General features: G+C 63.4%; 15 protein-coding genes. 9 read left to right on the top strand and 6 right to left on the bottom strand.

Annotated features, from left to right (window positions below; translation table 11 throughout):
* The first annotated feature begins 63 nt into the window (after positions 1-63).
* Positions 64-252: a hypothetical protein gene (locus tag HU763_RS11525; protein WP_003248064.1), complete on the top strand. Its 189-nt coding sequence runs from the start codon at positions 64-66 to the stop codon at positions 250-252.
* 36 nt (positions 253-288) lie between these two features.
* On the opposite strand, the gene HU763_RS11530 is transcribed toward HU763_RS11525, so the two are convergent.
* Positions 289-663 carry a fe2+ zn2+ uptake regulation protein gene (locus HU763_RS11530; RefSeq protein ID WP_186684935.1) on the bottom strand — a complete coding sequence of 125 codons (375 nt, stop codon included), beginning with the start codon at positions 661-663 and terminating at the stop codon, positions 289-291.
* 194 nt (positions 664-857) lie between these two features.
* Here HU763_RS11530 and pvdQ point away from each other — a divergent pair, with 194 nt between their 5' ends.
* Positions 858-3170, top strand: a complete 2313-nt coding sequence (gene pvdQ / locus HU763_RS11535; protein ID WP_442793958.1) for a bifunctional acylase PvdQ — start codon at positions 858-860, stop codon at positions 3168-3170.
* Between the two features lie 98 nt (positions 3171-3268).
* On the opposite strand, the gene lpxH is transcribed toward pvdQ, so the two are convergent.
* Together lpxH and HU763_RS11545 are read right to left on the bottom strand one after the other, a co-directional pair.
* On the bottom strand, positions 3269-3991 hold the full coding sequence (gene lpxH / locus HU763_RS11540; RefSeq protein ID WP_186684937.1) for a UDP-2,3-diacylglucosamine diphosphatase: 723 nt from the start codon (positions 3989-3991) through the stop codon (positions 3269-3271).
* Positions 3988-4488: a peptidylprolyl isomerase gene (locus HU763_RS11545; RefSeq protein ID WP_170029693.1), complete on the bottom strand. Its 501-nt coding sequence runs from the start codon at positions 4486-4488 to the stop codon at positions 3988-3990. The genes lpxH and HU763_RS11545 overlap by 4 nt, the downstream gene beginning before the upstream one ends.
* Positions 4489-4737: 249 nt before the next feature.
* Between HU763_RS11545 and HU763_RS11550 the strand changes: the two genes are divergently transcribed.
* Both HU763_RS11550 and cysS read left to right on the top strand, forming a co-directional pair.
* A complete protein-coding gene (locus HU763_RS11550) occupies positions 4738-6441 on the top strand; it encodes a glutamine--tRNA ligase/YqeY domain fusion protein (protein ID WP_186684939.1) in 1704 nt (567 codons plus the stop codon).
* Positions 6442-6450: 9 nt separating this feature from the next.
* On the top strand, positions 6451-7833 hold the full coding sequence (gene cysS, locus HU763_RS11555; protein ID WP_186684941.1) for a cysteine--tRNA ligase: 1383 nt from the start codon (positions 6451-6453) through the stop codon (positions 7831-7833).
* A gap of 136 nt (positions 7834-7969) precedes the next feature.
* Here cysS and HU763_RS11560 read toward each other — a convergent pair whose 3' ends face one another.
* The 3 genes from HU763_RS11560 to csiR all read right to left on the bottom strand — a co-directional run bounded on the left by HU763_RS11560 (position 7970) and on the right by csiR (position 10963).
* Entirely contained in the window at positions 7970-9361 is a 1392-nt protein-coding gene (locus HU763_RS11560; protein WP_186684944.1) for a sensor histidine kinase, read from the bottom strand.
* A complete protein-coding gene (locus HU763_RS11565; protein ID WP_170029697.1) occupies positions 9339-10019 on the bottom strand; it encodes a response regulator transcription factor in 681 nt (226 codons plus the stop codon). The genes HU763_RS11560 and HU763_RS11565 overlap by 23 nt, the downstream gene beginning before the upstream one ends.
* Before the next feature lie 248 nt (positions 10020-10267).
* Positions 10268-10963 carry a DNA-binding transcriptional regulator CsiR gene (gene csiR, locus HU763_RS11570; protein ID WP_170029698.1) on the bottom strand — a complete coding sequence of 232 codons (696 nt, stop codon included), beginning with the start codon at positions 10961-10963 and terminating at the stop codon, positions 10268-10270.
* 196 nt (positions 10964-11159) lie between these two features.
* Between csiR and glaH the strand changes: the two genes are divergently transcribed.
* From glaH to hemB, 5 genes are all read left to right on the top strand, one after another.
* Positions 11160-12137, top strand: coding sequence for a glutarate dioxygenase GlaH (gene glaH / locus HU763_RS11575; RefSeq protein WP_170029699.1), 978 nt, complete (start codon positions 11160-11162; stop codon positions 12135-12137).
* Between the two features lie 114 nt (positions 12138-12251).
* Positions 12252-13502 carry an L-2-hydroxyglutarate oxidase gene (gene lhgO, locus HU763_RS11580; protein ID WP_170029700.1) on the top strand — a complete coding sequence of 417 codons (1251 nt, stop codon included), beginning with the start codon at positions 12252-12254 and terminating at the stop codon, positions 13500-13502.
* Positions 13503-13652: 150 nt separating this feature from the next.
* Positions 13653-15044, top strand: a complete 1392-nt coding sequence (gabP, locus tag HU763_RS11585) for a GABA permease (protein WP_170029701.1) — start codon at positions 13653-13655, stop codon at positions 15042-15044.
* Positions 15045-15131: 87 nt separating this feature from the next.
* On the top strand, positions 15132-16025 hold the full coding sequence (locus tag HU763_RS11590; protein ID WP_186684946.1) for a PA4780 family RIO1-like protein kinase: 894 nt from the start codon (positions 15132-15134) through the stop codon (positions 16023-16025).
* 207 nt (positions 16026-16232) lie between these two features.
* Positions 16233-17207: a porphobilinogen synthase gene (hemB, locus tag HU763_RS11595; RefSeq protein WP_186674304.1), complete on the top strand. Its 975-nt coding sequence runs from the start codon at positions 16233-16235 to the stop codon at positions 17205-17207.
* The last annotated feature ends 75 nt before the right edge of the window (positions 17208-17282 follow it).

Raw genomic sequence — 17282 nt, forward strand, 5'->3', positions numbered from 1 at the left:
CCGTTGTATGATTGCCGCGGCTCGTTGCGAGCCATTTGCCCCAGATGTTGCAAGGAACCTTCGATGACACATGTGCAGCGCCTCAAATATTCCCTTCTGATCATCCTGGTCGTACTGGGCCTGATGCTGGGCCTGTCCCACTTGCAGAAGCAGGGTACGATCAGTGAGCAGACCTTCCAGATGCTGGCGATTGCGATTGCCGTGGTGGTCGTGGTCATCAACGGCATCTTGCGGCGCAAGGTCAAGCCCTGAGCGGTGCCGGCCGGCCAACTGTGGCCGGCCGTGCCCTCAACGCGAAGGCGTTTGCTCCAGCACGGCACGCGCCTGTGGGTCGAGGCTGTAGCACTTGTCGCTGCCCAGTTGGATGACGCCCTCGGCGCATAGCCGCTTGAGGACTTCGCGCACGCTGAGGAACGACAGCGGGATATCCAGTTGCTGCAGTTGCGCATGCACGCCGCGCACGCCAATGCTGCGGCCGTTACGCTGGGCGACGTGCAAGGCGTCGATCACCTTGAGGCGGATCAGGCTGGTGCGCAGGCCGAAGGTGCGCAACAACGCGCGGATCTGTTCGTTGCCGGTACGTTCGTCGGCCACGGCGTCCTGTCCCTGGGGCGCCTTGTCCGGGCGGTGGCCAGCCTGGATCGAGGATTGCGGGTTGTACATGTGAATGCTCCTTTTCGTCGACGAACCCGAAATATGGGTGCCTCAATGACTAGGACGAATGAGAAGACAAAAACTGCAGCCCATTCGCAAAAAAATGCCGGTTTTTGTTCAAGACGTTTCATCCGCCGCTCACAGGTAAAATTTTCATCTGGCCATTCGTCTGCACGGGATGACCCCGAATTCGAGGAATGCCCGTGTTTCCATTTTCCCGTCCCATGACTTGCGCTGGCCTGGCCATCGCTCTGGTAGCCTTCAATGCAGGCGCAGCGGCGCAGTCCGCCGCAGTCGATGCCAGCGCGCAGATTCGCCGCACCAGCTACGGCGTGCCGCATATCGTGGCCAAGGACGAGCGCGGCCTGGGCTACGGTATCGGCTATGCCTATGCCCAGGACAATCTGTGCCTGCTAGGTAACGAGGTGCTGACCGTCAGCGGCGAACGGTCCCGATATTTCGGTGCCAACGGCAAGACTCTGGAGCAGCGCGACAACCTGGCGAGTGACCTGTTCTTCACCTGGCTCAACAGCCCCTCGGCCATCAACGCGTTCTTGCAGGCGCAACCGGCCTCGGTCCAGGCGCTGTTGGCGGGTTATGCCAGTGGCTACAACCGGGCCCTGGCCGAGCGCCGTGGCCAAGGGTTGCCCGCCGAGTGCGGCAATGGCGAGTGGCTGCGCCCGATCAGTAGCGAAGACCTGGTCAAGCTGACCCGCCGGCTGTTGGCCGAAGGGGGTGTCGGGCAGTTCGTCGAAGCCCTGGTGGGTGCGCAACCGCCCAGTCTGGCCAACCGGCAGGCCGCTAGCGGCTATGCCTCGGCCCTGGCCCGGCAGGAACGTTTTGCCCTGGAGCGCGGTAGCAATGCGGTGGCCTTGGGAGCCCGGCGTTCGGCCAATGGTCGCGGCCTGTTGCTGGCCAACCCGCACTTCCCGTGGATGGGCGGCATGCGCTTCTACCAGATGCAGTTGACCATCCCCGGCAAGCTCGATGTGATGGGGGCAGCATTGCCGGGGCTACCTGTGGTCAATATCGGTTTCAACCAGCACCTGGCCTGGACGCACACTGTCGATACGTCGCAGCACTTTACCCTCTACCGCCTGCAACTCGATCCCAAGGACCCGACCCGCTACCTGCTCGATGGCAAGTCGCTGCCGCTGGTCCGGCAGACCATCAGCGTTGCAGTCAAGGCCGAGGATGGCAGCCTGAGCCAGGTACAACGCCAGGTCTACAGTTCGCGTTTCGGCCCGGTGGTGCAATGGCCCGGGCGCCTGGACTGGGACAGCCGCACGGCCTACAGCTTGCGTGATGCCAACCTGGAGAACACCCGGGTATTGCAGCAGTGGTACCAGATCAACCGCGCCGACAGCGTGGCGGCGCTGCAGCGGGCGGTCGAACGGTTGCAGGGCATTCCTTGGGTCAACACGCTGGCGGTCGACCAGGGCGGCCAGGCCTTGTACTTGAACCAGTCGGTGGTGCCCTATGTCGATCAGCCGTTGCTGGACACCTGCAGCAGTTCGCAGGCCGAGGGTCGCCTGGTAGTGCTGGATGGCTCGCGCAGTGCGTGTGCGTGGAAAGTGGATGCGCAGGCGGCACAGCCGGGGATCTTCCCGGCACGCCTGCTGCCGAGCCTGCAGCGCACGGATTTCGTGCAGAACTCCAATGACCCGGCCTGGATGACCAACCCGGCGCAGCCGCTGACCGGCTACTCGCCGCTGGTAAGCCGCAGTGACCAGCCGCTGGGCATGCGCGGCCGTTTTGCCCTGCAACGCCTGCAGGGCAAGGCCCGCTTGGCGATCGACGATTTGCAACGCATGGTCACCGACGATGAGGTCTACCTGGCCATCCTGGTGCTGCCAGACCTGCTGCAATGGTGCCAGGGCGCCGCTGCCGAGGTACAGGCCGTATGCAGCAGCCTGGCGACCTGGAACGGCAAGGCCGACCTCGACAGTGGCATTGGCCTGGTGCACTTCAACAACCTGTTCGAGGCATTGGCCGAGCACCCGGAAAGCTGGCGGGTGGCCTTCGACCCGGCCGACCCACAGCACACCCCGCGTGGCCTGGCGGTCGAGCAGGCAGCGGTGCGCAAACGGCTGCACCAGGCGGCGCTGGCGTCGCTCAGGCAGGTGAATGAGAGTGGTGTGGCAGGGCAGGTGCGCTGGGGCCAGGTACAGCAGGCAGTCGATGGCACCCCGGTGCCGGGCGGCCCGCAAGCGTTGGGCGTGTACAACGCGATCCACAGCGTGCCGCACGGGCAGGGCAAGCGGCTGGTGGTCAGTGGTACCAGCTACCTGCAACTGGTCAGCTTTACCGACAAGGGGCCGGAGGCGCGCGGGTTGCTGGCGTTCTCGCAGTCCAGCGAAGCCGGTTCGGCACACTTCGGCGACCAGACCAAGGCCTTCTCGGCCAAGCAACTGCTGCCATTACCGTTTACCGAGGCACAAATCCAGGCCGACCCCGAATACCGGCAGTATGTGATCAGCGAGGGGGACAAGGGCGCGCTGGCCAGCCAGCCTTGAGGCGCTCGCACAGGCACTGCACCATGACCGCAAGCGGTGCAGTCCCTGTGCGGGCGGATTTACTCGCGAAGCGGCCAGTATTTGCCAGCGCTACAGCGTCAGGAAAACTCGAACGGCGCCAGCTGAAAGCCTTGCTCGTCAACCTGCAACACCCAGCCCCGGCGGTCCCAGTCACCCAGCACGATGCGCCGTGCCGGTTGCCCATCGACCACCAGTTTGTGGATTGCCGGCCGGTGGGTATGGCCATGCACCAGCGTGCGCACGCCATGCACGGCCATCACCTGCGGCACTGCTTCCGGGGTGACGTCGACGATTTCGGTGGCCTTCATTCGCGTTTGCGAGCGGCTTTCGCTGCGCAGCTTGCGCGCCAGCTTGTAGCGCGCCGCCAGCGGCAGGTGACGCAGGATCCACAGGCTCAGCGGGTTGCGCAGCAAGCGGCGCATCTTCATGTAGCCCAGGTCGCGGGTGCACAAGGTGTCGCCATGCATCAGCAACACCGGTTCGCCGCCGAGTTCGATGACGCTGGGATCGGCCAGCAACGTGCAACCTGCGGCGACACAGAAGGCCTGGCCAATCAGGAAATCACGGTTGCCATGCATCAGGTAGATGGCCGTACCGCTGTCGCTCAAGCGGCGCATGGCCTGGCAGATCGACTGCTGGAACGGCGTCATGGCATCGTCGCCGATCCACGCTTCGAAGAAGTCGCCGAGAATGTACAAGGCCTCGGCGTGGCGGGCACGGCCATCGAGCAAATCCAGAAACGCCCGGGTGATATCCGGGCGTTCTTCTTGCAGGTGCAGATCGGAGATCAGCAGGATCACTCAATGATCTCGGCTTTCTCGATGATCACGTCGTCTTTTGGCACGTCCTGGTGGCCAGCCTTGGAACCGGTCGCGACCTTCTCGATGGCATCGACGATTTCACGGCCTTCGATCACTTCGCCGAACACCGCGTAGCCCCAGCCCTGCACGTTCTTGCCGCTGTGGTTGAGGAAGTCGTTGTCGGCGGCGTTGATGAAGAACTGCGCCGAGGCGGAGTGCGGCTCCATGGTACGGGCCATGGCGATGCTGTACTTCTTGTTCTTCAGGCCGTTGTCGGCTTCGTTCTGGATGCTGGCGCGGGTTTTCTTCTGGCTCATGCCAGGCTCGAAGCCACCGCCCTGGATCATGAAGCCCTTGATCACGCGGTGGAACACGGTGCCGTTGTAGTGGCCATCCTTGACGTACTGAACGAAGTTTTCGGTAGTCAGCGGCGCTTTTTCGGCGTCCAGTTGCAGGACGATGTCGCCGTGGTTGGTGCTCAGTTTGACTTTGGACATGCTGAAACTCGCTCTTTCAAGGCAATCGGGAATTAGGGTGCGCAGGGCGCGGGGTTACCACCTGACGCAGGATCAGGCGGTCGCGACACATGGCGCGCACTGGCCATTTTGCCAGGCTGCGGCAAAAAGCCGTGATAAATCACGCCTGTTTGTCCGGGCCCGACTGTCAGCAGCTTGACTGCTTCGGCTATGATAGGCCCTTTGATTCAATCGGCCTACCCAGGCCGGCCACGTGCATTCAAGGATCCTATGAGCAAGCCCACTGCCGACAACGCGCCCAACGCCGCTGCCAAAGGCGCCCCCGCTGTCCCTGCGAACTTCCTGCGGCCGATCATCCAGGCCGACCTGGACTCGGGCAAGCACAGCCGTATCGTCACCCGTTTCCCGCCGGAGCCCAATGGTTACCTGCACATCGGCCACGCCAAGTCGATCTGCGTGAACTTCGGCCTGGCCAAGGAGTTCGGGGGCGTCTGTCACCTGCGTTTCGACGATACCAACCCGGCCAAGGAAGACCAGGAATACATCGACGCCATCCAGAGCGATGTCAAGTGGCTGGGTTTCGAGTGGGCCGGCGATGTGCGCTACGCCTCGGATTACTTCGACCAGTTGCACGACTGGGCGGTCGAGCTGATCAAGCGCGGCAAGGCCTACGTCTGCGACCTTACCCCCGAGCAGGCCAAGGAATACCGCGGCAGCCTCAAGGAGCCAGGCAAGAACAGCCCGTTCCGCGAGCGCAGCGTGGAGGAGAACCTTGACCTGTTCGCCCGCATGAAGGCCGGTGAGTTCAAGGACGGCGAGCGCGTGCTGCGGGCCAAGATCGACATGGCGTCGCCGAACATGAACCTGCGCGACCCGATCCTGTACCGCATCCGCCATGCCCACCACCACCAGACCGGTGACAAGTGGTGCATCTACCCCAACTACGACTTTACCCACGGCCAGTCGGACGCCATCGAGGGCATCACCCACTCGATCTGCACCCTGGAATTCGAAGGGCATCGTCCGCTGTACGACTGGTTCCTCGACAACCTGCCGGTGCCGGCCCACCCGCGCCAGTATGAGTTCAGCCGCCTGAACCTGAACTACACCATCACTTCCAAGCGCAAGCTCAAGCAGCTGGTCGACGAAAAGCACGTCGAAGCCTGGGACGACCCACGCATGTCGACCCTGTCCGGTTTCCGTCGCCGTGGCTACACCCCGGCCTCGATCCGCAACTTCTGCGAAATGATCGGCACCAACCGCTCCGACGGCGTGGTCGACATGTCGATGCTGGAGTTCAGTATCCGTGACGACCTGGACCGTACTGCACCACGCGCCATGTGCGTGCTGCGCCCGCTGAAGGTGGTCATCACCAACTACCCGCAAGGCCAGGTCGAGCAGCTCGAGCTGCCGCGCCACCCGAAGGAAGACATGGGCGTACGCGTGCTGCCGTTCTCCCGCGAGCTGTACATCGACCGCGACGACTTCATGGAAGAGCCGCCGAAGGGCTACAAGCGCCTGGAACCGGCCGGCGAAGTGCGCCTGCGCGGCAGCTACGTGATCCGCGCCGACGAGGCCATCAAGGATGCCGACGGCAACATCGTCGAGCTGCGCTGCTCGTACGACCCGGACACCCTGGGCAAGAACCCTGAAGGGCGCAAGGTCAAGGGCGTGATCCACTGGGTGCCGGCCGAGGGCAGCGTCGAGTGCGAAGTGCGCCTGTACGACCGCCTGTTCCGCTCGCCGAACCCGGAAAAGACCGAGGAGGGCGGCAGCTTCCTGGACAACATCAACCCGGATTCGCTGCAGGTGCTGCGCGGCTGCCGTGCCGAGCCATCGCTGGCCCAGGCCCAGCCCGAGGACCGCTTCCAGTTCGAGCGCGAAGGCTACTTCTGCGCCGACCTGAAAGACAGCCAGCCGGGCCGCCCGGTGTTCAACCGCACTGTCACCCTGCGTGACTCCTGGGGCAGCTGAGGAACCGCCGTGCTTACCATCTACAACACCCTGAGCAAAGCCAAGGAAGTCTTCAAGCCGCTGGATGGCAACAAGGTGCGCATGTACGTGTGCGGCATGACCGTGTACGACTACTGCCACCTGGGCCATGGCCGCAGCATGGTGGCCTTCGACCTGGTCACGCGCTGGCTGCGCAAGAGCGGCTACGAGCTGACCTACGTGCGCAACATCACCGACATCGATGACAAGATCATCAACCGGGCCAACGAGAACGGCGAGACCTTCGACGCCCTGACCGCGCGCATGATCGACGCGATGCACGAAGACGAGCGGCGCCTGAACATCCTGCCGCCGGACCAGGAACCGCGTGCCACCGACCATATCGCCGGCATGCACGCGATGATCCAGACCCTGATCGACAAGGGCTACGCCTACGCCCCGGGCAATGGCGACGTGTACTACCGTGTCGGCAAGTTCGTCGGCTACGGCAAGCTGTCGCGCAAGAAAATCGAAGACCTGCGTATCGGTGCGCGCATCGAAGTTGATGAAGCCAAGCAGGACCCGCTGGATTTCGTCCTGTGGAAAGGCGCCAAGCCGGGCGAGCCGAGCTGGGAATCGCCATGGGGGCCGGGGCGTCCGGGCTGGCACATCGAGTGCTCGGTGATGTCGACCTGCTGCCTGGGCGAAAGCTTCGACATTCACGGCGGTGGCAGCGACCTGGAGTTCCCGCACCACGAGAACGAGATCGCCCAGAGCGAGGCGGCCACCGGCAAGCAGTACGCCAACGCCTGGATGCACTGCGGCATGATCCGTATCAACGGCGAGAAGATGTCCAAGTCGTTGAACAACTTCTTCACCATCCGCGACGTGCTCGAAAAGTACCACCCGGAAGTGGTGCGTTACCTGCTGGTGGCCAGCCACTACCGCAGCGCGATCAACTACTCGGAAGACAGCCTGCGCGATGCCAAGGGTGCCCTGGAGCGCTTCTACCACGCCTTGCGTGGCCTGCCGCGGGTTGCAGCCAAGGGCGGCGAAGCGTTTGTCGAGCGTTTCAGCGTGGCGATGAACGACGACTTCGGCACCCCCGAAGCCTGCGCCGTGCTGTTCGACCTGGTGCGCGAGATCAACCGCCTGCGCGACAGCGACCCGGATGCGGCTGCCGGCCTGGCGGGTCGCCTGCGCGAGCTCGGTGACGTGCTGGGTGTGCTGCAGCTGGAAGCCGATGACTTCCTGCGTGCCGGTGCCGAAGGCAAGGTCGATGCTGCTGCGGTCGAGGGCTTGATCCAGGCGCGCCTGCAGGCGCGTGCGGACAAGAACTGGGCCGAATCCGACCGTATTCGCGACCAGCTGACCGCCATGGGGGTTGTGCTGGAGGACAGCAAGGGTAGTACTACCTGGCGTCTGGCTGACTGATCCGTACAGACGGGGCCGCTTTGCGGCCCATCGCGACACGAGGCCGCTCCTACAGGAGTAGCGCAGCATCGGATGCTTGCGTCGCCCCTGTAGGAGCGGCCTTGTGTCGCGATGGGCTGCAGAGCAGCCCCATTGTCTACTTGCCTGACGCGGCCAGCGGGCAATCCAGAACCAGCCTGGCCCCACCCAACTCGCTTGCCCCCACTTCCAGCCCGAACCCGTGCAGGTCGACGATCGCCGCAACGATCGACAGCCCCAGCCCGAACCCCGCATGGCGATGGCCTTCTTCGCTGCGATAGAAGCGCTTCAGTACCGCAGCCCGTTCTTCTTCGGGAATACCCGGCCCGCTGTCCTCGATGGCCAGCTGCAGGCCATTGTCGTCCTGCGTGGCGCTGATCCGCACCTGGCCACCCTCCGGGGTGAACTTGATAGCGTTGCCCACCAGGTTAGCCAAGGCTTCGAACAACAGCTCGCGGTCACCATGCAGTGCCGGCAGTTCTGCGGGCTGCTGCAATTCCAGGCGAATACCGCCATCCTCGGCCAACGGCAGGTAGAAGTCATGCAGCTCCACCAGCAACGCGTGTGGGTCCAGCTGGACGAAACCGGCGCGCCGTTGGCGGTCTTCCAGTTCGCTGATGCGCAACAGCCCGCGAAAACGCGCCATCAAGGTGTCGGTTTCGCCGATGGCCTGGTCCAGCGCCTCGGCCTGGGTGGAGTCGCTGTCGCTCTGCTGGCGAATGCGGTACAGCTGGGCGCGCAGGCGCGTGAGTGGGGTGCGCAGGTCGTGGGCGATGTTGTCGCACACACCCTTGACCTCGTGCATCAATCGCTCGATGCGGTCGAGCATGGCATTGACGATGGCTGCCAGCATGTCCAGTTCGTCACGCCGGGCCGACAACGGCAGGCGGTGGGTGAGGTCGCCGGCGACGATCAGCTCGGCCTGGGCCTGGATCGCACGGATGCGCTTGAGCGGCCTGCGGCGCAGCAGGTACCAGCCGGCAAAGCCTGGGATCAGGGTCAGCGAGATACCCCAGAGCAGTGCATGCAGGATGATCCGGGTAACCACGAACAGCGAGCCGTTGTCACGCACCAGCACCAGCCAGCGGCCGTCCTGCACCTTGATCGCCACGGCATCACAACTGTCACGCGGCATGTGCGGGTCGTCGGCGTCCAGGCAGCGCTTGAGTTCATGAACCTTGCCATCGAGCCGCAACTCCGGCGGAAGCGCGCGAATGCGCCCGCCAATCGGGTTGAGCTGGCTGTCGAACAGGCCATAGGCATCGAAGCTGCGCTCTTCCAGGGCCTGGCTGGCGACCAGGGCATCATCCAGCTGCTTGCCGCTCATGTGGGCGAACAGGTGCTGGCGCTGCAGCATGGAATGACGGGTGAGTTTGTTCAGGTAGCTGGACACCTCGAAGTACAGCACCCCCATGAGGATGCTGCTCCAGGCCACGAACAGAAAGCTGTACAGCGCCAGCAGGCGGCTGGTCGAGGAGCTCCAGCCTTTAGACGGGTTCAGCAATGGCATAGCCGGAGCCCCGTACCGTACGGATCAGCGGCGACTGGCCGGGTGAGTCGATCTTCTTGCGCAGGCGGCCAATGTGCACGTCGATCAGGTTGGTACCCGGGTCGAAGTGGTAGCCCCAGACTTCTTCGAAAATCATCATGCGGGTGATCACCTGGCCGCTGTGGCGCATGAGGTATTCCAGCAGCTTGTACTCGGTGGGCAGCAGGTTGAGCGTCTGATCGCCGCGCCGGGCCTCGTGGCTGATCAGGTCCAGTTGCAGGTCGGCTACCTGCAGGCGGGTCTGGGTGACCGGCACGCTGTTGCGGCGCAGCAGGACCTCGACCCGTGCAGCCATCTCATCGGAGGCGAACGGTTTGGTCAGGTAGTCGTCACCACCGGCACGCAGGCCGCGCACTCGCTCGTCGACATCCGACAGGGCACTGATCATCAGGATCGGCGTGGTGATCTTGAGGTTGCGCAGGGTCGTGACGATGGTCAGCCCGTCGACCTCGGGCAGCATGCGGTCGAGGGTGATCAGGTCGTAGCCGCCGGCAATGGCTTTGGAAAGGCCTTCACGGCCATTGTCGGCCCAATCCACTTCCAGGCCGTGGCTGGTAAGTTCGGCGACGATTTCCTGGCCGGTGACGGCGTCGTCTTCGATGGTCAGTACGCGAGGCATGCTGGTTTCCGGGCATCTGATGGAGAGTTGATTGTGCCAAAGAATAGCCAACCGGCGATTTAAGAAAAATTCATCTGGCCACCCGACCGGCCGACACCCCCTTGTAGGAGCGGCCTTGTGTCGCGAACGGGCTGCGCAGCAGCCCCCGGCAATTTGTGCATTTGCACTGAAATCCTGGGGCTGCTGCGCAGCCCTTTCGCGACACAAGGCCGCTCCTACACGGGACCGCGCAGGCCAGGGCAAAGCGGTCAGCGTGCGCCGATGCCTTCGGCATGCATGATCTGGGCAATGATCGGCACCGGGGTCATCAGGTGCGAACGCATCATGGCGCTGGCACGCTTGGCGTCCCGGGCGAGAAGCGCTTCGACCAGTGCCGCATGTTCCTGGCGCTTGAGTTCCAGGGCCTGCTCGGAAAACACCGTCTGGGTCAGCCACAGGTGCCGGTAGCGCTCGGCCTGGTCGAACAGGTAGGTGCGCGCCTGTAGCAGATGCCGGGAGCCGCAACCCGACGCGATCGCGGTGTGGAATGCCTTGTGCCGTTCATCCCAGACATCCAGGCGCTGCTCGCGGGTTTTCACCTCCATCACCTTGGCCAGGGTATGCGAGTGGGCCAATACCGACGCTTCCCAGGCATCGTCGCCGCGCTCGATGGCCAGGGTGATGATCATCGCCTCCAGGTTGGCGCGGGCATCGTAGATGTCGTTCATCTCCTCCAGCGACATGGGTGCCACGCGGTAGCCCTTCTGGCTGATCGCGTTGACCAGGTGCTCGGCCACCAGTTGCGACAGCGCTTCGCGCAACGGGCCGACGCCCAGGTCGTAGCGTTCCTTCAGGGTGCTCATCAACAGCTTTTCCCCGGGCTTGAAGACGCCGCGGATGATGTCCTTCTTGAGCCTCTCATACCCGCTGAATGCTGAGTTTTGTCGGGGGGCGAGCGCTTCCAAGGTCCTGTTTCCTCAAACCGTTTTGCCGATCATACCGAAAGCGCCGGCTGGCGAAAAACAATGGACAAACAAGCAAAACATCGCTGAAAAATAAAAATGTAGACATTTTGTGTTTGTGGCGATATTTTTCTCTCGCCCGCACTGATCCAGGTCATGACCGGACGGCGCCATTCACTTTCTTTGCCAGGACCTTGCCATGAACGCATTTACGCAGATCGACGAACTTGTGATGCCACTGCCGCTCGAACCGCATGGTTACACCATCGCCCCTTCGAAGCAGTCGCCGCGCCTGCTGGAGATCACCTTTGCCCGCGAAACGGTCGAAGCGTTCGTCCAGGCCGTTGCCCAGTGGCCGGTGCAGGCGCTGGAGTACAAGTCGTTCCTGCGTTTTCGGGTGGGTGAGATCCTCGACCAGCTGTGCCAAGGCACCCTGCGCCCGGTGCTGCTCAACACCATCCTCAACCGCGCCAGCGGTGGCATGCTGATCACCCCGGTCGGGCTGGATGACGTGAGCCAGGCCGAAGACATGGTCAAGTTCACCACCGCCTGTGCGCACCTGATCGGGCGCAGCAACTACGACGCCATGAGCGGGCAGTTCTATGCCCGCTTCGTGGTGGTCAATACCGACAACTCCGACAGCTACCTGCGCCAGCCGCACAGGGTCATGGAGCTGCACAACGACGGCACCTTCGTCAACCAGATCACCGACTACGTGCTGATGCTGAAAATCGACGAAAAGAACATGGAAGGCGGCAACTCGCTGCTGCTGCACCTGGACGACTGGGAGCAGTGCGACGAGTTCTTCCGCCACCCACTGGCCCGTCGCGAGATGCGCTGGACCGCACCACCGAGCAAGAAGGTGTCCGAGGATGTGTTCCACGCGGTATTCGACACTGATGCTGAAGGCCGCCCGACCATGCGCTACATTGACCAGTTCGTGCAGCCGGAAAACTTTGAGGAAGGCATCTGGCTGAACGCCTTGTCCGAATCGCTGGAAGGCAGCGCGAAGAAGCTTTCGGTACCGGTGGGCGTGGGCAGCTTCCTGCTGATCAACAACCTGTTCTGGCTGCATGGCCGCGATCGTTTCACGCCACACGAAGGCCTGCGCCGCGAGCTGATGCGCCAGCGCGGTTACCTTGCCTTCCCCAAACCGCTGTACCAGCGCGGGCAATAATGACAGGGCGTGGGGCGGGCGCCCGCCCATGCGTCCATGTAGCAAACGATGCCACCAGGGCCCCTGCGGGCCTTGGTGAGCCAGCCAGGCAATGACTGCGTGTGAGGTAAGGCTGTGTACGATTTCATCATCATCGGCGGTGGCATTGTGGGCATGTCCACGGCCATGCACCTGATCAAGGTCTACCCGGATGCGAAGATTCTCCTGCTGGAGAAAGAGTCCGGCCCGGCCCGCCACCAGACCGGCCACAACAGCGGCGTGATCCACGCCGGCGTCTATTACACCCCTGGTAGTCTCAAGGCGCGCTTCTGCCTGGAAGGCAACAAGGCCACCAAGGCCTTCTGCACCGAGCACGGCATCCGCTTCGACGAGTGCGGCAAGCTGCTGGTAGCCACCAACGAACTGGAAATGCAGCGCATGAAGGCGCTGTGGGAGCGCACCGCGGCCAATGGCCTGGAACGCTACTGGCTGTCAGCGTCCGAGCTGCGCGAGCGCGAGCCGAACATCGTGGGCATGGGCGGCATCTTCGTGCCCTCCAGCGGCATCGTCAATTATGCCCAGGTGACGGCGGCAATGGGCGCGCAATTCCAGCGTGCCGGTGGCGAAATCCGTTATGGCGCCGAGGTGGTCGGCTTGCAGGAGCTGGCCAGTGAAGTGATCGTGCGTACACATGGCGACGAGCTGCGCAGCCGTTTCCTGGTGACCTGTTCGGGCCTGATGGCCGACCGCGTAGTGAGCATGCTGGGCCTGCGCACCGACTTCGTCATCTGCCCGTTCCGCGGTGAGTACTACCTGCTGCCCAAGCAGCACAACCAGATCGTCAACCACCTGATCTACCCGATTCCCGACCCGTCCATGCCGTTCCTCGGGGTGCACCTGACGCGCATGATCGACGGCACCGTCACCGTCGGCCCCAACGCCGTGCTGGCGATGAAGCGCGAGGGCTATCGCAAGACCGACATCAGCCCTGGCGACCTGTTCCAGACCCTGACCACCCCGGGCATCCTCAAGGTTCTGGCAAAGAACTTCCGCCCGGGCCTGATCGAGATGAAGAACTCGCTGTTCAAGGGCGGCTACCTCAAGCAGGTGCAAAAGTACTGCCCGAGCATCACCAAGGCCGACCTCACGCCGTACCCGGCCGGCGTGCGTGCCCAGGCCGTGTCGCGTGATGGCAAGCTGATCGACGACTTCCTGTTCGTCAACACTGCGCGCAGCGTCAACGTCTGCAATGCGCCGTCGCCGGCTGCCACGTCGGCCATTCCGATCGGTGCCTACATCGTCGAGAAGGTCTGTGAGCAAGTCAGCCGGCAAGGCAGCGCTGCGCCCAAGGCCGACCTGGCGCCGCGCCGGCGGGCAGCCGGCTGAAGCACCTGTAGCACCTCCTGCGGTTTCGTTTACTCAACCCGTACTGCCCTACTCACCATCTAGGGCAGGGCGGGCTTTTTCGCGCCTGCGTCGGTGACGTGCAAGCCGACGGCCCCTGCGTGGGCATGACAAAAACAACAAGGTAACGCCATGCAAACCCACAACAACAATTTGAGTCATGGATTGAAATCACGGCATGTCACCATGCTGTCCATCGCCGGTGTGATCGGTGCCGGCCTGTTCGTCGGCTCCGGCCGGGCGATCGCCGAAGCCGGGCCGGCCACCATCCTCGCCTATATCCTGGCCGGTGCCCTGGTGGTGCTGGTAATGCGCATGCTGGCGGAAATGGCGGTGGCCTCGCCGGACACCGGTTCGTTTTCCACCTATGCCGACCTCGCCATCGGCAAATGGGCCGGCTATACCATCGGCTGGCTGTACTGGTGGTTCTGGGTGCTGATCATCCCGATCGAGGCCAACATCGCCGCCACCATTATCAATTCCTGGGTTCCGCAGCTGGAAATCTGGCTGCTGTCGCTGGTCATCACCTTGCTGCTGACCGCGACCAACCTGTTCAGCGTGAAGAACTATGGTGAGTTCGAGTTCTGGCTGGCGCTGGTCAAGGTGCTGGCCATCGTCGGCTTCATCGCGCTGGGGCTGTGCGCCATCTTCGGCCTGCTGCCGGGCTCCGGTGTCAGCGGGGTGTCGCGCCTGTGGGACACGGGCGGTTTCATGCCCAACGGCTTCGGCGCGGTGCTCAGTGCCATGCTCATCACCATGTTCTCCTTCCTCGGTGCCGAGGTGGTGACCATCGCCGCAGCCGAGTCCGACGAAGCGGGCAAGCACATCTCCAGGGCCACCAACTCGGTGATCTGGCGAATCACGCTGTTCTATATCCTGTCGATCTTCATCGTCATCGCCCTGGTGCCGTGGACTGACCCGCGCCTGGCCAGCGAAGGCTCCTATGTCACGGTGCTGGACACCCTCGGCGTGCCGCATGCCAAGGCGATCATCGACTTCGTCGTGCTGACTTCGGTCACCAGTTGCCTCAACTCGTCGCTGTACACCGCCTCGCGCATGGTCTATTCGCTGAGCCGCCGCGGTGATGCACCGGCCTGCGCCCAGCTGACCAGCCGCAGTGGCACGCCGGTGGTGGCGGTGTTGCTGTCCACCGGTGCGGCGTTCCTGGCGGTCATTGCCAACTACCTGGTGCCGGCCAAGGTATTCGGCTTCCTCATGGCCAGCTCCGGCGCGATTGCCTTGCTGGTGTACCTGGTGATTGCCATTTCCCAGTTGCGCCTGCGCCAGCGCCTGATTGCCCAGGGCAAGACCTTGGGTTACCGCATGTGGCTGTTCCCGTGGCTGACCTGGGCGGTGATCCTGTTCATCAGCGCGGTACTGGTGTTGATGTTGTTCCGCCCGGACCACCGCATAGAGGTCGTATCGACCATGGTACTGGCGCTGCTGGTGGTGTGTTCCGGCCTGCTGGTTACCCGGCGCCGGGCACGCGGGATGGTGCCAGGGGGTGTGGGGCAGGGCGCCTGACACAGGCGCGCTGAAGACAGGCGAGCAAGTCGCTGCCGGCTGTGAGAGGATGTCCCCCATCACAGCCAGGACCCCGAACGCAGCCTGATGAAGACACCGAAAAGAATCGAACCCCTGATCGAAGACGGCCTGGTCGATGAAGTACTGCGGCCGTTGATGAGTGGCAAGGAAGCTGCCGTGTATGTCGTGCGCTGCGGCAGCCAGGTACGCTGCGCGAAGGTATATAAAGAAGCCAGCAAGCGCAGTTTTCGCCAGGCTGCCGAGTACCAGGAAGGCCGCAAGGTCCGCAACAGCCGTCAGGCACGGGCCATGGCCAAGGGCAGCAAGTATGGCCGCAAGGAAGCCGAGGATGCCTGGCAGAACGCCGAAGTGGCGGCGCTGTTCCGGCTGGCCGCTGCTGGCGTACGCGTGCCACGGCCCTACGACTTCCAGGACGGCGTGCTGTTGATGGAGCTGGTGACCGACGCCGACGGCGATGCGGCACCGCGCCTGAACGATGTGCACCTGGAGGCCGAGGAAGCCCGCACCTTCCATGCCTTCGTCATCCGCCAGATCGTGCTGATGCTGTGTGCCGGGCTGGTGCATGGCGACCTGTCGGAGTTCAACGTGCTGCTCGGCCCCGACGGGCCGGTGATCATCGACCTGCCGCAGGCCGTGGATGCTGCAGCCAACAACCATGCCTTCAGCATGCTGCAGCGCGATGTGGCCAACATGGCGCACTATTTCGGGCGTTTTGCGCCGGAGCTGAAAAATACCCGGTACGCGCAGGAAATGTGGGCTTTGTACGAGGCGGGCGAACTGCGCTCGGACAGTCCGCTGACGGGGCTGTTCGATGACGACGAGCATGACGTCGATGTGGCCGGCGTGATGCGCGAGATCGATGCAGCCCGGCGGGATGATGCGCGCCGGCGCGCCGCGCGGGCCGAGGCCGAGCAGGGGGTGGCCCGGGCAGAGGAGCCAGCGCCGCCCTGGCTTCAGTAACAGGTTGCCTGCAGTGGTTTCTTCGCGGGTAAACCCGCACCCACAAGTACAGCGCGAATCCTGTGGGAGCGGGTTTACCCGCGAAGAGGCCGGCACAGGAAAAATGCAGCCATTGCCTTTGACGCAAGACAATATCTCGTCATTTGGCCTTTTCACTGGCGCGCGACAGGCATAAGGTATACGCCGTTCAAATACCCTGGAGCAGTCATGTCCAACCAATTCCCGTCCGTTCGTCCTCGCCGCTTGCGCCAGAACGAGTCCCTGCGCACGATCTTCCAGGAAACCGAGTTCCGCCTTGAAGACCTGATCCTGCCAATCTTCGTCGAAGAAGGCATCGACGACTTCGTGCCGATCACCAGCATGCCGGGTGTCAACCGCATCCCGGAGAAGCTGCTGGCCCAGGAAATCGAGCGCTATGCCCGCGCCGGCATCAAGTCGGTGATGACCTTTGGCGTTTCGCACAACCTGGACGCCGTTGGCAGCGACACCTGGAACGAAAACGGCCTGGTTGCGCGGATGTCGCGGATCTGCAAGGACACCGTGCCGGAAATGGTAGTAATGTCCGACACCTGCTTCTGCGAATACACCAGCCACGGCCACTGCGGTGTGTTGCATGACCACGGCGTGGACAATGACGCCACACTCGCCAACCTGGGCAAGCAGGCGGTCATCGCCGCCGCTGCCGGTGCCGATTTCATCGCCCCTTCGGCGGCAATGGACGGCCAGGTGCAGGCCATCCGCAGCGCGCTGGACGGCGCCGGTTTCCATGACACCGCGATCATGGCCTATTCCACCAAGTTCGCTTCGTCACTGTATGGCCCGTTCCGCGAAGCCGGTGGTACCGCGCTGAAGGGCGACCGCAAGAGCTATCAGATGAACCCCATGAACCGCCGCGAAGCGGTGCGCGAGTCGTTGCTCGACGAGCAGGAAGGGGCCGACGTGTTGATGGTCAAGCCGGCCGGCGCCTACCTCGACGTGATTGCCGATATCCGTGCCGCCTCGCGCCTGCCGCTGGCCGCATACCAGGTCAGTGGCGAATACGCGATGATCAAGTTCGGCGGCCTGGCTGGCGCCATCGATGAAGGCCGGGTAGTGCGTGAAAGCATCGGCGCGATCAAACGTGCCGGTGCCGACCTGATCCTCACCTACTTCGCCATGGACCTGGCCCGCGACGGTATCTGACCGGGGTCTTTGCCCATGTAAGCCGCTGCCATCGCAGCGGCTTTCCTCCAATGCGCAGCAGCTGCCGAGAAAGCA

Origin of the sequence: Pseudomonas anuradhapurensis, assembly GCF_014269225.2 — a bacterium.
Classification (GTDB): Bacteria; Pseudomonadota; Gammaproteobacteria; order Pseudomonadales; family Pseudomonadaceae; genus Aquipseudomonas; species Aquipseudomonas anuradhapurensis.

Excerpts from the sequence above, each read along its gene's own strand:
- HU763_RS11590 (WP_186684946.1), top strand. The coding sequence starts at position 15,132 with ATGAAGACACCGAAAAGAATCGAACCCCTGATCGAAGACGGCCTGGTC.
- HU763_RS11530 (WP_186684935.1), bottom strand. The coding sequence starts at position 663 with ATGTACAACCCGCAATCCTCGATCCAGGCTGGCCACCGCCCGGACAAG.
- gabP (WP_170029701.1), top strand. The coding sequence starts at position 13,653 with ATGCAAACCCACAACAACAATTTGAGTCATGGATTGAAATCACGGCAT.
- HU763_RS11525 (WP_003248064.1), top strand. The coding sequence starts at position 64 with ATGACACATGTGCAGCGCCTCAAATATTCCCTTCTGATCATCCTGGTC.
- glaH (WP_170029699.1), top strand. The coding sequence starts at position 11,160 with ATGAACGCATTTACGCAGATCGACGAACTTGTGATGCCACTGCCGCTC.
- HU763_RS11550 (WP_186684939.1), top strand. The coding sequence starts at position 4,738 with ATGAGCAAGCCCACTGCCGACAACGCGCCCAACGCCGCTGCCAAAGGC.
- HU763_RS11545 (WP_170029693.1), bottom strand. The coding sequence starts at position 4,488 with ATGTCCAAAGTCAAACTGAGCACCAACCACGGCGACATCGTCCTGCAA.
- HU763_RS11560 (WP_186684944.1), bottom strand. The coding sequence starts at position 9,361 with ATGCCATTGCTGAACCCGTCTAAAGGCTGGAGCTCCTCGACCAGCCGC.
- hemB (WP_186674304.1), top strand. The coding sequence starts at position 16,233 with ATGTCCAACCAATTCCCGTCCGTTCGTCCTCGCCGCTTGCGCCAGAAC.
- HU763_RS11565 (WP_170029697.1), bottom strand. The coding sequence starts at position 10,019 with ATGCCTCGCGTACTGACCATCGAAGACGACGCCGTCACCGGCCAGGAA.